Origin of the sequence: Roseovarius sp., from assembly GCF_040219995.1 — a bacterium.
GTDB lineage: Bacteria > Pseudomonadota > Alphaproteobacteria > Rhodobacterales > Rhodobacteraceae > Roseovarius.
Map to the genome: position 1 here is coordinate 1 of NZ_JAVJUC010000007.1, position 15,277 is coordinate 15,277.

At 62.6% G+C, this 15,277-nt stretch carries 14 protein-coding genes; 12 read left to right on the top strand and 2 right to left on the bottom strand.

Features of this window, described 5'->3' with window-relative positions:
• The 5 genes from dnaN to gyrB form a co-directional block, all read left to right on the top strand.
• The coding region (dnaN, locus tag RID11_RS00905; RefSeq protein ID WP_350135086.1) for a DNA polymerase III subunit beta at window positions 1-815 on the top strand (815 nt) is incomplete at its 5' end.
• Between the two features lie 53 nt (window positions 816-868).
• A complete protein-coding gene (gene recF / locus RID11_RS00910) occupies window positions 869-1,978 on the top strand; it encodes a DNA replication/repair protein RecF (RefSeq protein WP_350135089.1) in 1,110 nt (369 codons plus the stop codon).
• Complete coding sequence (locus RID11_RS00915) at window positions 1,975-2,406, top strand: VOC family protein (protein WP_350135092.1); 432 nt, start codon at window positions 1,975-1,977, stop codon at window positions 2,404-2,406. The genes recF and RID11_RS00915 overlap by 4 nt, the downstream gene beginning before the upstream one ends.
• The gene (locus tag RID11_RS00920; protein ID WP_350135095.1) at window positions 2,403-3,023 is read left to right on the top strand and encodes a LysE family translocator; all 621 of its coding nucleotides are present in this window, start codon (window positions 2,403-2,405) and stop codon (window positions 3,021-3,023) included. The genes RID11_RS00915 and RID11_RS00920 overlap by 4 nt, the downstream gene beginning before the upstream one ends.
• An 89-nt stretch (window positions 3,024-3,112) precedes the next feature.
• Window positions 3,113-5,530, top strand: a complete 2,418-nt coding sequence (gene gyrB / locus RID11_RS00925) for a DNA topoisomerase (ATP-hydrolyzing) subunit B (RefSeq protein WP_350135098.1) — start codon at window positions 3,113-3,115, stop codon at window positions 5,528-5,530.
• 264 nt (window positions 5,531-5,794) lie between these two features.
• Here gyrB and hemN read toward each other — a convergent pair whose 3' ends face one another.
• Window positions 5,795-7,150 (bottom strand): oxygen-independent coproporphyrinogen III oxidase, encoded by a 1,356-nt coding sequence (gene hemN, locus RID11_RS00930; RefSeq protein ID WP_350135101.1) that lies wholly within the window; start codon window positions 7,148-7,150, stop codon window positions 5,795-5,797.
• Window positions 7,151-7,429: 279 nt separating this feature from the next.
• Between hemN and napE the strand changes: the two genes are divergently transcribed.
• From napE to RID11_RS00965, 7 genes are all read left to right on the top strand, one after another.
• Entirely contained in the window at window positions 7,430-7,621 is a 192-nt protein-coding gene (gene napE, locus RID11_RS00935) for a periplasmic nitrate reductase, NapE protein (RefSeq protein WP_350135104.1), read from the top strand.
• A 90-nt stretch (window positions 7,622-7,711) separates the two neighbouring features.
• Window positions 7,712-8,119 (top strand): ferredoxin-type protein NapF, encoded by a 408-nt coding sequence (locus tag RID11_RS00940; RefSeq protein WP_350135107.1) that lies wholly within the window; start codon window positions 7,712-7,714, stop codon window positions 8,117-8,119.
• Window positions 8,112-8,381 (top strand): chaperone NapD, encoded by a 270-nt coding sequence (locus RID11_RS00945; protein WP_350135110.1) that lies wholly within the window; start codon window positions 8,112-8,114, stop codon window positions 8,379-8,381. The genes RID11_RS00940 and RID11_RS00945 overlap by 8 nt, the downstream gene beginning before the upstream one ends.
• Window positions 8,366-10,873: a periplasmic nitrate reductase subunit alpha gene (gene napA, locus RID11_RS00950; protein WP_350135113.1), complete on the top strand. Its 2,508-nt coding sequence runs from the start codon at window positions 8,366-8,368 to the stop codon at window positions 10,871-10,873. The genes RID11_RS00945 and napA overlap by 16 nt, the downstream gene beginning before the upstream one ends.
• Window positions 10,873-11,331: a nitrate reductase cytochrome c-type subunit gene (locus RID11_RS00955; protein ID WP_350135116.1), complete on the top strand. Its 459-nt coding sequence runs from the start codon at window positions 10,873-10,875 to the stop codon at window positions 11,329-11,331. The genes napA and RID11_RS00955 overlap by 1 nt, the downstream gene beginning before the upstream one ends.
• Before the next feature lies 1 nt (window position 11,332).
• A complete protein-coding gene (locus tag RID11_RS00960) occupies window positions 11,333-12,025 on the top strand; it encodes a NapC/NirT family cytochrome c (RefSeq protein ID WP_350135119.1) in 693 nt (230 codons plus the stop codon).
• Between the two features lie 262 nt (window positions 12,026-12,287).
• Window positions 12,288-13,970, top strand: a complete 1,683-nt coding sequence (locus RID11_RS00965; protein ID WP_350135122.1) for a glycoside hydrolase family 26 protein — start codon at window positions 12,288-12,290, stop codon at window positions 13,968-13,970.
• Here RID11_RS00965 and RID11_RS00970 read toward each other — a convergent pair.
• Window positions 13,967-15,274: a hypothetical protein gene (locus tag RID11_RS00970; RefSeq protein WP_350135125.1), complete on the bottom strand. Its 1,308-nt coding sequence runs from the start codon at window positions 15,272-15,274 to the stop codon at window positions 13,967-13,969. The two genes, RID11_RS00965 and RID11_RS00970, sit on opposite strands and share 4 nt — an antisense overlap.
• Window positions 15,275-15,277 lie beyond the last annotated feature (3 nt).

A 15,277-nucleotide genomic window follows, 5' to 3' on the forward strand; every position in this document is an offset into this window, starting at 1 on the left:
CGGGCCGGTCGAATTTCAACCTCGCGACCTTGCCCAAGGAAGATTTCCCGGTGATGGCCTCGTCGGAATATGCCAGCAATTTCTCGGCCCCCGCGCCGGTGCTGCGGCGCCTCTTCGACAAGTCGAAATTCGCCATTTCGACCGAGGAAACCCGCTACTACCTCAACGGCGTCTACATGCATGTCTCCGAGGTCGATGGCGGCAAGGTGCTGCGCTGCGTGGCCACCGACGGTCACCGCCTCGCCCGGATCGACGCCGACCTGCCCGAGGGTGCGTCGGACATGCCCGGCGTGATCGTGCCGCGCAAGACCGTGGGCGAATTGCGCAAGCTGCTGGAAGACGACGAGATGAAAATCGCGGTCTCGGTCTCCGAAACCAAGATCCGCTTCGCCACCCCCGACATCACCCTGACCTCCAAGGTGATCGACGGCACCTTTCCCGATTACACCCGCGTCATCCCGCAGGGCAACACCCGCCGGATGGAGGTGGACGCCGCCGAATTCGCGCAGGCCGTGGACCGCGTGGCGACCGTCAGTTCCGAACGCTCGCGCGCGGTGAAACTGGCACTCGACGAGGATCGGCTGATCCTTTCGGTCAACGCCCCCGACAGCGGCGCCGCCGAGGAAGAGCTTGCCGTGGCCTATGGCGACGAGCGGCTGGAAATCGGCTTCAACGCCAAGTACCTGCTGGAAATCGCCAGCCAGGTCGACCGCGAGAACGCCGTGTTCCTGTTCAACTCCTCGGGCGATCCGACGCTGATGCGCGAAGGCAATGACACGACGGCGGTCTATGTCGTCATGCCGATGCGGGTGTGACATCTGTCGAAGCCTCCGGCGGGGATATTTCTGGCAAGATGAAAGGGTCGTGAATGCCCGGCCTCTACCTGTCGGAACTGACCCTTTCGCATTTCCGCTCGCATAAGTCGGCGCGGCTCACGCTCGATGCGCGGCCCGTGGCGATTCACGGCCCCAATGGCGCGGGCAAGACCAACCTGATCGAGGCGGTCTCGCTCCTGTCTCCGGGGCGCGGGCTGCGGCGCGCGGCAGCGCAGGACATGGCGCGCCGGCCTGAAGCCCTGGGCTGGAAGATCACCGGCCTCCTGCACTCGCTGCAACGCGTCCACGAGGTCGAAATCCTGTCGGAAGAAAGCGCGGCGCGGCAGGTACGCATCGACGAGAAATCCGCCACCCAACTGGCGCTGGGCCGGATCGCCCGGGTGCTCTGGCTGATCCCGTCGATGGACCGGCTCTGGATCGAAGGAACCGAGGGGCGCAGGCGGTTTCTCGACCGCCTGACCATGAGCTTCCTGCCCGATCACGGCGACGCGGCGCTGGCCTATGAAAAGGCGATGCGCGAACGCAATCGCCTGCTCAAGGATCAGGTGCGCGACGCGCATTGGTATCTGGCACTGGAGCGGCAGATGGCCGAGGCGGGCACGCAGATTCACACCAATCGCAAACACGCGCTCGCCCTCATCGCGGGCGCGCAGATGCAGGCCGAAACCGCCTTTCCCACCGCCGAACTGGAGCTGACCCAGACCGAGGGCGAGATGCCCGAGACCGCCGATGATCTGCGCGAGGCATTGGCCGAGAGCCGGTTTCGCGATCTGATCGCCGGGCGCACCCTTGTTGGCCCGCACCGCGCCGATCTCTACGGGGTCTATGCCGCCAAGGGCGTGCCCGCCGCCGACTGTTCCACCGGCGAGCAAAAGGCGCTGCTTGTCTCGCTCATCCTTGCCAATGCCCGCGCGCTCGCCCGCGATTTCGGCGCGCCGCCGATTTTGTTGCTGGATGAGGTCGCGGCCCATCTTGACGCCACCCGCCGTGCGGCGCTCTATGACGAAATCTGCGGCCTCGGCGCTCAGGCATGGATGACCGGCACCGGGCCGGAACTCTTCGCCGAACTGGGCCCGCGCGCGCAACACGTCCACGTCACCGACACCGACGGCACCAGCCGCATCACACCGGAGGCCCCATGACCCCGCAACGCGTCACCCTCATCACCCTTGGCGTCGAGGATCTCGACCGCGCACGCGACTTTTACGCCGCCCTTGGCTGGACCCCGGCAGAATCCCTGGACAAGGTCGCCTTCTACCAGATGAACGGGCTGGTTCTGGGGCTGTTCGGCACATCCGACCTCGCCGCCGATCAGGGCCGCCCCGGTGCCACGCTCGGCACCGGGGCAATGACGCTGGCGCAGAACTTCATGACCGAGGCCGAGGTGAATGCTGCCTATGCCACCGCCCTCGCCGCAGGGGCGACCGCGCTCAAGGCCCCGGAAAAGGTGTTCTGGGGCGGCTATTCCGGCTATTTCGCCGATCCCGACGGCCATGTCTGGGAACTGGCGATGAACCCGTTCTGGCCGCTCTCGCCCGATGGCAGCCTCACCTTGCCCCAGGCCCCATGACCGTCAGCCTTTTCGACCTGATGCTCTACGCCGCCGCAATGGCGGGCCTCTGGGCGGTGCCCGGCCCGGTCTGGGTGGCGCTGACCGCGCGGTCGCTCTCGGGGGGCATGGCCGGGGCCTGGCCGCTGGCGGTGGGCGTCGCACTGGGCGATCTGATCTGGCCGCTCTGCGCGATCCTCGGCCTTGCCTGGGTGCTGTCGGTCTATGGCGACGCGCTGGAGATGCTGCGCTGGATCGCGGCGGGGGTGTTCATCGTGATGGGGCTCTTGCTGATCCGTGCGCCCTCCCGCCCACCAAGCGCCGACAGCCGCATGACCCGTCCCGGCATCTGGGCCGGGTTCTCGGTCGGCATGGCGGCGGTGATCGGCAATCCCAAGGCGATCCTCTTCTACATGGGTTTCCTGCCGGGCTTCTTCGATCTTTCCACCGTCACCGTGCCCGACATCGCCGCGATCCTCGCGGTTTCGGCCATCGTGCCAATGCTGGGCAACCTTGCACTCGCCTTCTTTCTCGACCGCGCGCGCCGCCTTTTGCAGAGCCCCAAGGCGATTGCCCGGCTCAATTTCGGCTCTGGCGTGCTGCTGATTCTGGTGGGTCTGGTGATCCCCTTCACCTGACTTCACGAGATACGCAAAATATAGCGGTTGGGCGTGACATTCCCCCCAATAAAACGTATAAAATCACAAAAATACGAAGGAACACACGCATGTCCGAACCCGCCGTCGCGCCCGAAGAATACGGGGCCGATTCCATCAAGGTTCTCAAAGGGTTGGAGGCTGTCCGCAAACGCCCCGGCATGTATATCGGGGATACCGACGACGGCTCCGGTCTGCATCACATGGTCTACGAGGTCGTGGATAACGGCATCGACGAGGCGCTGGCCGGTCACGCCGACGCCGTCAACGTCACGATCCACGCCGATTCGAGCGTCTCGGTCAGCGACAATGGCCGTGGCATCCCCGTCGACATGCATGAGGGCGAAGGCGTCTCGGCCGCCGAGGTGATCATGACCCAGCTGCATGCGGGCGGCAAATTCGACAGCAATTCCTACAAGGTGTCGGGCGGCCTGCATGGCGTCGGCGTCTCGGTGGTCAACGCGCTGTCCGAATGGCTCGAACTGCGCATCTGGCGCAACGGCAAGGAACATATCGCCCGCTTTGAGGGCGGCTTTACCACCGAGCCGCTGCGCGTCGTGGGCGATGCCGAGGGGCGCAAGGGCACCGAGGTGCGCTTTCTCGCCTCGCTGGAGACATTCTCCAACCTTGAATACAGCTTCGAGACGCTGGAAAAGCGCCTGCGAGAACTGGCCTTCCTCAATTCCGGCGTGCGGATCATCCTGCGAGATGAGCGCCCCGCCGAACACCTTGAATCAGAGCTGTTCTACGAAGGCGGGGTCAAGGAATTCGTCAAGTATCTCGACCGTCACAAGACCCCCGCCATGCCCGAGCCGATCTTTATCACCGGCGAGCGTGACGAGATCGGCATCGAGGTGGCGATGTGGTGGAACGACAGCTATCACGAGACGGTGCTGCCCTTTACCAACAACATCCCGCAGCGTGACGGCGGCACCCATATGGCGGGCTTTCGCGGTGCGCTGACCCGCACCATCAACGCCTATGCCCAGACCACCGGCATCGCCAAAAAGGAAAAGGTCAGCTTTACCGGCGACGACGCCCGCGAGGGGCTCACCTGCGTGCTCTCGGTCAAGGTGCCCGATCCGAAATTCTCGTCCCAGACCAAGGACAAGCTCGTCAGCTCCGAGGTGCGCCCCGCGGTCGAGGGTCTGATGAACGAGAAACTCGCCGAATGGTTCGAGGAAAACCCGCAGGTGGCCAAGGTCATCGTCTCCAAGATCATCGAGGCCGCCCATGCCCGAGAGGCCGCGCGCAAGGCCCGCGAACTCACCCGGCGCAAGAACCCGATGGATGTCAATTTCCTCGCCGGCAAGCTCAAGGATTGCTCAAGCAAGGACCCCTCCAAGACCGAACTGTTCCTCGTCGAGGGTGATAGCGCCGGCGGCTCTGCCCAGACCGGGCGCGACCGGGGCACGCAGGCGGTTCTGCCCCTGCGCGGCAAGATCCTCAATGTCGAGCGCGCCCGCTTTGACAGGATGCTCGGGTCACAGGAAATCGGCAATCTCGTGATGGCGCTGGGCACCGGCATCGGCCGGGACGAGTTCAACATCTCGAAACTGCGCTACCACAAGATCGTCATCATGACCGATGCCGATGTCGATGGCGCGCATATCCGCACGCTGCTGCTCACGTTCTTCTATCGGCAGATGCCGGAACTGATCGAGGGCGGATATCTCTATATCGCGCAGCCGCCGCTCTACAAGGTGATGCGCGGCAAATCCGAGGTCTATCTCAAGGATCACCCCTCGCTCGAGGATTACCTGATCGACCAGGGCACCACCGATGCCGCCCTGCGGCTTGGCTCGGGCGAGGAGATTGCCGGGCCCGATCTGGTGCGCGTGGTCGAAGAGGCGCGGCAGGCCAAGCGCAGCCTCGAAGCCTTCCCGACGCACTATCCCCGCCACATCCTCGAACAGGCGGCCATCGCCGAGGCGTTCCTGCCCGGCCGCGTCGACAGTGACCTGCAAGGCGTGGCCGATACCGTGGCCGCCCGGCTCGACATGATCTCGAATGAATACGAGCGCGGCTGGCAGGGCCGGCCGACGCAGGATCAGGGCCTCCGCCTGACCCGCGTGGTGCGCGGGGTCGAGGAAATGCGCACGCTTGACGGCCCGGTGCTGCGCGGCGGCGACGCCCGTCGCCTCGCCCAGCAGACCGAACAGCTTCGCGCCATCTACCGGGAGCGCGCGACATTGCTTCGCAAGGACCGCTCTCAGCCGATTTTCGGCCCGCTCGACCTGCTCGACGCGATCCTGAAAGAGGGTGAAAAGGGCCTGACGCTGCAACGCTACAAGGGTCTCGGAGAGATGAACCCCGATCAGCTTTGGGAAACCACGCTCGACCCGGACGCCCGCACGCTCTTGCAGGTCAAGATCGACGACGTGGCCGAGGCCGATGATCTCTTTACCAAGCTGATGGGCGACGTGGTCGAACCGCGCCGCGAGTTCATCCAGGCCAACGCGCTCAACGTCGAAAATCTCGACGCCTGACGCCGTGTAGGCGCGCGCATGGTTCTTCGCACGCTCGCGCTCGGCGGCGTGCGGCTTTCTTGTGTTTGGCATCACGGCCTCAGCTGCGAACGGCGCGCGGTCTTGGATCACACTCCAGAGGCCTTGACCGCAGCCGTGCTAAGAACACCGCGATTGCGGGGGCATCTCGTTTCCTGCGTCGCAACCCATAGCCCTCGGCGCTCCGTCGGTCTGACGGCCAGCAGCCTCAGCCCGAAAGACATGGCTTGGCTCTACGCCAAGCAGTCAGGATGCGCGCGAGTAGCGCACGCCTTCCGGGACATGCTGGTCAAAAACCGACGCGATGATGCGTGTCAAGGATCGTCCCTCCGGCGCGATCTCGATGCGCTTTCCAGTCAGCTTTGCGAACGGTGCAAATCGTGTTGCCACCTCCATCAGGCACGGCAGGAGCGTCTGTGCGCGTGCCCCGAACTCCTGGCTCAGGTCATCAAGATCCAGCGCGAAGGTACACATCAGATGCTCGATCGCACGTGCGCGCAACTGGTCTTCGCTGGTCATCCGATAGCCACGAGAACCGGGAAACACACCTTTTGCGATCCGCTGCTTATAGGCTGCCGTCGCGGGCGCATTCTGGACGTATCCCTCCGGAAAGTGAGAAATCGACGATGCGCCAAGTCCGATGAGGGTTCGACAGGAATCGGCCGTGTATCCCTGGAAATTGCGGCGCAGGTGCCCCGTCTCCAGCGCCGTCGCCAGATCATCCCCGGGGCGTGCGAAATGGTCAATGCCGATGGGCGTCAGGCCTTCCGCAACGAACAGTTCCCCGGCGCGCGTGGCGAGATTGTAGCGCGCCAGATCGCCCGGAAGCGCGTCTTCGTCAATCAGCTTTTGCCGCTTGGAGACCCACGGAACATGCGCGTATCCAAAGAGCGCCACGCGGTCCGGCGCGAAGGTCAGGACCTTGTCGATGGTATCTTCGATCCGCGCAAGGCACTGATGCGGCAGGCCATATACGAGATCGGTGTTGAGCGAGGTGATCCCGGCCGCACGCAGATCTTCGACACAGGCCCGTGTAACATCGAACGATTGCAGGCGGCCAATCGCCTCTTGCACCTGAGGATCAAAGTCCTGAATGCCGATCGAGGCGCGGGTCATGCCTTCAGCGGCCAGCGCCTCGATTTTCGCGCGATCAACCATGGTCGGGTCGATTTCCACCGAGAACTCGAACACGTCAGCAGGGGGAAACACCCGACGTATCGCCTCGGCCAGGCGATGGATCAATGCCGGAGGCAGAATTGTCGGTGTTCCACCTCCCCAGTGCAGGTTGCCCATTTTCAAGCCGTCAGGCAGCTTGGCACGCACCATCTCGAGCTCGGCCTCGAGCGTCTCGATATAGCTTTCCACAGGCCCAAGGGTCTTCGTGCCTTGGGTGTGACAGGCGCAGAACCAGCACAGCCGCTCGCAAAACGGGATGTGGATATAGACCGATACCGGCTCTTTCGGGTTCAGCGTTTCAAGCGCGCGGCCCTGAAAGGACGCGCCGGTGTCGGGCGTAAAGGCCGCGGCGGTCGGGTACGATGTGTATCGCGGCACGCGTGCATCGAAGAGGCCAAGCGCCTTGAGTGATTCTGTATGTTCCATGCCGTCTTATGAAACGGACAGGGACACGCCTCTTTGCCGCAGATCAAACTTCTCGGCTTGATCCATGATCCGGAACCAGAATTCATGTGGTCTGTTCGTTGCGGACACGCGCACCGGGCGTGGCTGTTCGAGACATTCTCGTTTCCCCGACGATCCGACAGAAAGGCTGCACGCCCTCATTGCTGGACCCGAGATGTTGAATTTTTGGTCACAATGCTGTTACGATACCCAAGGGTTGTGTGATTGAAGTGAAAAACACCCTCAGCCGGGGAGGAAGCGATGTCTGAAGGACATGCCACCGAACCAGAGTCCGAGTGTCGCGACAAACGGCGACGCAAAGAATTAACTCATTTCCTGATCCTGGCGTTCGGTATCTGGCCCGTCGTGGCCGTCGGTACGGTTGGCGGCTACGGTTTTCTGGTCTGGATGTATCAGCTTGTCGCCGGGCCGCCGGGCCCGTCAGGGCACTGACCGCTCGTGTCGGCGCAGACCGGCATATCCCGTCGCGACCTGCTTCGCGGAAATCCTCGCCCAGGGCCTTACCGGGCAAGACCACCGGGTGTGTCGCTGCAGTCTCTGACGGCATGCACCGCCTGCGGCGCCTGCACCGAGGCCTGCCCCGAGGACATACTTGAAATTGCCGTAGATGGTGTGGCGATCAAACCCGGAGCCGGGGAATGCACATTCTGCGGTGAATGCGCGGCGGCTTGTCCGGAGGATGTCTTTGCCAGTGACCGCCGGATGGCCCATGTGATGCAGATTTCCGGCGATTGTCTCGCGCAGGCCGGAATCGCCTGCATGACCTGCCGCGACGTCTGCCCCGAGACCGCCATTTCCATGCGTCCCCGGGTTGGCGGGCCCTTCCTGCCCGAGCTTGATGCCGCAAGCTGCACCGGCTGCGCCGCCTGCTCGTCCGCCTGCCCGGCAGATGCCATCCATGCAATCGAAAGGGGCCCCGAGAATGTCTGAACCTCGCTGGCATGTCTCCTCGGCCGTCGTGACCATCGCCGAAGGCGCATCGCACGAGGTGCACCGGCGTGTCGAGACGCTCGACGGGGTGGAAGTGCATGGCGGCGACGACACGCGTCTCATCGTGACAATAGAAGGAACGAGTACCGGACAGCTTGGTGACAGGCTGACCGAGATCAACCTGATGGAGGGCGTTCTGGCGGCCAACATGGTCTTCGAGCACGCCGAGGAACCGGAGGAGACCACATGCCACTCGACCTGACACGACGCCAGCTTCTCAAGGCACACGCGGCTGCGCTCGCCGCCTCCGCCGCCGGGCTTTCCCAAGAGGCCCTCGCCCAGCCCGTTCCAGGCGGGGTCGAGGCGCTCAAGATCAACTGGTCCAAGGCGCCCTGCCGGTTCTGCGGGACAGGCTGCGGCGTGATGGTCGGGGTCAAGGAAGGCAAGGTCGTGGCCACCCATGGCGACATGCAACACGAGGTCAATCGGGGTCTGAACTGCGTCAAAGGTTACTTCCTGTCAAAGATCATGTACGGCGAAGACCGCCTGACCACGCCGCTGATGCGCAAGCGGAACGGCCAGTTCGACAAGGAGGGCGAGTTCGAGCCGGTCAGCTGGGACGAGGCGTTCGACGTCATGGCGGCGCGGGTCAAGAAACAGCTTGCCGAGAAGGGGCCGGAGAGCATCGGCATGTTCGGCTCAGGCCAGTGGACGGTGATGGAAGGCTATGCCGCCTCCAAGCTGATGCGCGCCGGTTTCCGGTCGAACAACCTCGACCCGAACGCACGGCACTGCATGGCTTCGGCAGCGGCGGCCTTCATGCGCAGCTTTGGCATCGACGAGCCGATGGGGTGTTACGACGACTTTGAGCATGCCGACGCCTTCGTGCTCTGGGGCTCCAACATGGCCGAGATGCACCCGATCCTCTGGACACGGCTGGCCGACCGCAGGCTGGGTACGCCGGGCGTGAAATGCGCGGTGCTCTCGACCTTCACGCACCGGTCGATGGATCTCGCGGACATTCCAATGGTGTTCAAGCCCGGCACCGATCTCGCGATCCTCAACTATATCGCCAATTACATCATCCAGACCGGCCGCGTGAACGAGGAGTTCGTCTCAAAGCACACGACCTTCATGAAGGGCGAGACGGATATCGGTTATGGTCTGCGCGACGATCATCCGCTGCAACTCGCGGCCGAGGGCGCAGGCAATGCCGGGCTGATGGAGCCGTCGGACTTTGAGGCGTTCAAGGCACATGTCGCCGAGTATACGCTTGAATATGTCAGCGAGTTGTCAGGGGTCGAGCCGGGCTTCCTCGAGGAACTGGCCGAGCTTTACGCCGATCCCGACACCAAGGTAATGTCGCTCTGGACAATGGGCTTCAACCAGCATGTGCGCGGTGTCTGGGCCAACCAGATGGTCTACAATATCCATCTGCTCACCGGCAAGATATCCGAGCCCGGCAATTCGCCCTTCTCGCTGACCGGACAGCCTTCGGCCTGCGGCACGGCACGCGAAGTGGGCACGTTTGCGCATCGGCTTCCGGCGGATATGGTCGTGACCAACCCCGACCATGTGGAACATACCGAAGAGATCTGGAAGCTGCCGCATGGCCTGTTGAATACCAAGCCGGGCTTCCACGCGGTTCAGCAGGATCGCATGCTCAAGGATGGGGTGCTCAATTTCTACTGGGTTCAGGTCAACAACAACCTTCAGGCCGCCCCCAATACGCAGAACGAGACCTATCAGGGCTATCGCAACCCCGACAACATGATCGTCGTGTCCGATGCCTATCCGACCGTGACGGCGATGGCGGCCGATATCATCCTTCCCGCCGCCATGTGGGTCGAGAAAGAAGGCGTCTACGGCAATGCCGAGCGGCGCACCCACGCCTGGCATCAACTGGTCGATGCGCCGGGCGAGGCGCGGTCGGATCTGTGGCAACTCGCCGAGTTTTCCAAACGCTTCACCACGGATGAAGTCTGGCCCGAAGATATCCTGAATGACAATCCGGATTATCGCGGCAAGACAATCTTCGACGTGGTCTTCGCAAACGGTCAGGTCGACGCCTATCCGCTCGACGACATGCCCGAGGACTACGCCAACCACGAAGCCCAGGATTTCGGCTTCTACATCCAAAAGGGCCTGTTCGAGGAATACGCCGCCTTCGGGCGAGGGCACGGCCACGATCTGGCCCCGTATGACACCTATCAGAGCGACGAGGTGCGCGGCCTGCGCTGGCCCGTCGTCGACGGCGAGGAAACGAAATGGCGTTTCCGCGAGGGCTATGATCCTTACGTCAGCGAAGGGGCGGGCGTGGAATTCTACGGCAGGCCCGACGGCCGCGCGGTGATCCTGGCGGTGCCCTACGAGCCCCCCGCCGAAAGCCCGGATGACGAGTTCGACATGTGGCTGGTCACCGGTCGGGTGCTGGAGCACTGGCATTCGGGCTCGATGACCATGCGGGTGCCGGAGCTCTACAAGGCCTTTCCCGGCGCCAAGGTATTCATGAACGCCATCGACGCACGCGAACGCGGCCTCAATCAGGGCATGGAGGTGCGGGTGATCTCAAGACGCGGTGAAATCCGAAGTCGCGTCGAAACCCGGGGCCGCAACCGCATGCCCTCGGGCGTGATCTTCGTGCCGTGGTTCGACGCCAGCCAGCTCATCAACAAGGTGACACTGGATGCGACGGACCCGATTTCAAAACAGACTGATTTCAAGAAATGCGCCGTGCGCGTGGAGCCGGTATAATGACGCAGTTTCGCCTGATCGCCGTTTTCACCGCCTGCCTCGCCGGCAGTTTCGTCTTCGCACAAAGCGTGCCGGAACTGTCAGGGCCATCCCCCGATCCGATGGAATCGATCCCCGCCGGGCCGCTCGAACGCTTTGTCACCGACGATGTCCGCCAGATGCGCGCCTATCCCGAACAGCCGCCGGTGATCCCCCATTCGATCGAAGGATATCAGCTTTCGGTCAATGCCAACCGCTGCATGTCATGCCACAGGCGCGAACATACCGAAGGCTCCGGAGCGCCAATGATCTCGATCACCCACTACATGACCCGCGAGGGGCAGATGCTCGCCGATGTATCGCCCCGCCGGTACTTCTGTACCCAGTGCCACGTGTCGCAGGCTGACACCGCGCCTCTGATCGAAAACAGCTTTACCGACATGTCCGAGTTGGGCGCCACCGGCGCCGGGAGTGACTGACATGCGGTGGATCATGCAGCCTCTCCGCTGGTTCTGGCGGGTTTTGTGGACCCCGGCAGGAACGCTTGGTCTTGGCTTTCTGACCTTGGGTGGTTTCGTCGGCGGGGTGGTCTTCTGGGGTGCCTTCAACACGGCACTCGAACACACCAATACCGAGGAATTCTGCATCTCCTGCCATGAGATGGAGGCCAACGTCTACGAAGAGCTGTCGCGAACCGTGCATTTCTCCAATCGATCGGGCGTGCGTGCCGGATGCCCCGACTGCCACGTCCCGCATGATTGGACCGACAAGATCGCCCGCAAGATGCAGGCCTCGAAAGAGGTCTGGGGGCATATCTTCGGCGTGATCAGCACGCGCGAGAAGTTCCTCGACCACCGGCTCGTGATGGCAAAGCGGGAATGGTCCCGGCTGCAGGCCAATAACAGTCTCGAATGCCGCAATTGTCATAACGAAATGGCCATGGATCTCAGCCGCCAGTCCCCCCGAGCGTCAAGGATACACACGGAGTACCTGCTCTCCGGCGAGCGGACCTGCATCGACTGTCACAAGGGCATCGCCCATGAACTGCCCGACATGACCGGGATCGAGCCTGGCTGGACGGTCCCGGAGGAGCTTCAGGGCGAAACCCAGCCCGGCCTTGACGATGGTGAGGACATCCAGAGCTACCTCAAGGAGACACGACCCAAGGGGTGAGAATCGCAATCCGACGCGCTCGACATGAACTCAAACGGTCGATGTCGGCCGTGCCGAGACCGGAGCGCAGCGCCCAAAAGAATGAACAAGCAACGGGACCACCCTCTGCCGTGGCAATTCCGCCAGAGAATGCAAACGATGCGCGGATTGATGCCCGAAGTCGCAGCAACGGCGGCTCGACCTGCGATTTTCTTGATTTCCGACCCGCCGGGTGGCACCCTTTTGAAAATTCTCTGCAAGCGTATTTTTAAACGAGGTCGTCATGAAGCCCTGGCTCGGTGCGCAGGAAGTCTTGTATGAAAGCCTGCTCTGGCATCTGAAAGTTCCAAAGGGCTACGCGTCGCAGGTCGCCGCAAACAAACTGGTCTTTCCCGGCGAAAGCATGGTGAACATCACCAACCCGCCCAGCACCCACAGCGCCGTCAACCTCGAGGGCTATGTCGATGCCTGGATCACCGACATCGAATGCGCCACCAGCCTGCGGCCCAAGCTCTACGGGTTCGATTACGGGCGTGTTGCGGATATTTTCTATCAGGACGACACCAAGGTTCTGCTGACGACCAAACCCCAGAACCAGCGCAGCGGCACCGGCAGCATCCCGTCCGAAAAGGCGATGATGAAGGATCTGATGCTGTCATGCTACGCCAAGGGCGGCGAAATCTGCCTCAGCTATCATATGCTCAACCCCTTCATCTTCATCACGCCCGCCGATAGCGGGCTCGATCCACTGAAATACCACACTGGCCAATCCGACACACATCTGGGTTCCGCGAACTTCCAATCCGAATTTGCCGCTCAAAGCGACACTCCCACCCCAAGCGACACCGTCACCCGCGGCGGGCACGAAATGGGTGCCTTCCTCGACGATCTGCTGTCCCACAGTATGGCCGACGGCAAGGACATCTATGTCCGCCTCTTTCACGAACCCAATATCAGCCATTTCTGGTGGGGTGAGGCACGCGGAAACAATACCCACCCCTACATGGACAACTTCATTGCCCTGTGGAAACTCATGGTCGATGCCATCCGCGCCGAGGTCGACCCAAGCCGACACGCGCAGATCAAGTTCGTGTTCTGCATCAACGGCAAGGACACCCTGGCCGAGCTTGCCAGCGACCTCGACCGTTACTTTCCCACCGGCGGCGGGTTCACGGCCACACAAGCGTTTTCCGATTTCCTGAACAGCATCTCGGTCCTCGGGCTCGACTATTACGAGGATTGGAAAAAAGACCCGACACAGTCAAACCTGATCGCCGAATATCAGCTTGTCATCGACAAGGTGACCGCGGTGAATACCCAACTGGGCCAGAACTGGGACCACGCCCTGACCGAGGTGAGCATCAGAACCGCCAACACGGGCAAGCTCTACGGCGCCTACAATGCCGATGCAGCCTGGCCCGAGAGCAACCGCACATTCTTCAAGGATGCCGTTTTCGAGCTGGCCCGCACGAAATCACCGAAATGGGTGATGTTCTGGGTCAACCGGCTGGGAAATTCGGCGATTTCCAAGTTCACGCCACCCACGTCGAACGGTATCAGCCTGCATTACGGGCAGACCAATGTCTTTACCGACCAGTACGCCGAAATGTATTACCCGATGCTGCCCGCCGAACCGTTCTACGTCGAGACCTTCAAACACGGCCATGTCGATGGCAATGGCGTGCAGCAAAAGACCTTCATGAAAATCGCCGCCACCAATCCCGACCTTCTGAACCAGATACCCGGTGCCACGACGGACGGCGACAGAAACGACCACGGCAAGGCCTATCACAGCGCGGTCGAGGATTTCTTCACAATGGTGCCGGACCATATCAAGACGTGGAACGCCACAGGAATTCTCGCCGTCGAGGCGTTTCAGGCAGGCACCCTGTCGCGCCCGGATTTCGGGCAGGCACCCATGCCGTCAAACCCCAACGCCGCCGATATCATCTTCGAAACGCTTTAATCGTCGCCCTCTACATAATCAAAGCGCAATCCCGGCCCAGCATGGCCGCGCCCGGCATCCTTGTGGCGCCCCACCCAGAAATGATTGCTGTCCTCACCGGCACCGCTGGCAAACTTGGCGATACGCCGCACGCGCAACCCGGTGCGCGGCACCTCCTCTTCCATCAGGCGCACCGCCTCGGCAACCACGGTTGACCGGTATTGCGGAGTGTCGCGGCTCGCCTCGGGGTCGGTCCGCCCCCGGCGCAGGAAAACCTCGCCATCGGTCGGGGTCAGGTCGATCTGCACCGGCAGATACGGAATCCAGTTCCGGGGCACATCCGACATCAGGCGAAACCCGGCAGGCTCAGGCGCGTCGCCACTGCCCTGCGCCTCGGCCTCGCGCGCATCGCCGTTCATCACGGTCTCACCGGTCTCAGTCGTATAGACATGCTCCCACGCCCAGACCAGATTGGCCTGCTCGTCCCGCACAAAGCGGACATCCTCCAGAACGTCATTGTAAAGGACGTCGATCGCTATATTGGGGGCATAGAGTTGCCGGCCCGAAATGCCACGCTCTGCATCGGGCAGCGGATCGACGGCAAACACCCTCCAGCCCTCCTCCTCCACCGGCTCCAGCTCGGTCATCACGCCGAAACTGTCGGTCACGCGCAGCGACAGGATGTCCCGAACCGCGCCCGTAGGCATCGGCGCGGGGATCATGTACCAGTTGTTGATATCGGTATAAAAGAACTCCGGCAGCAGGGTGGACAGGATATTGGGCTCCGCCTCGCGCGGGGCATCGAAATAGGCCCCCGCCTCCTCCAGCCGCCACCAGCGTGGATCAGGCGCCCCGGGCAAGCTGATCTGCGTCGGCACATAGCTGCGCGGCGCGTCCTCCTCCGCGCCGTCGCCGCCGAATGACTTTTCAAGGTCGAACTGATACCAATCGAGCTGAAACCCGGTGTAATCGCTGGCTCGCAACCGGTGCCCTGAGGTCTCCAACCCGAACGCGTATTCCAGCGCCTCACTGCGCCAGGCGGCGGCCTCGTCACGGCCCGCGCTCTCGGCTTCGATGAACGGCTCCAGCGGCTCCTTGGGGTCAAGCGCCAGCATCTCTGCCCCGCGCTGCAACCGCGCCACCGGAAAATGGCGGCTCTCCAGATCGACGCTTGCCAGCGCGCCGCCGTTTTCCGCCTCGAACTCACCGGTCTGCCATTGCCGAGCCAGAAACCACAACGGGTCCTTGACGCGCGCCGATAGCGCCTCGGCGATATTGACCGAGCGGTTCGAGCCATGCAGCTGCTGCTTCTTGTCTCCTGCCATCGC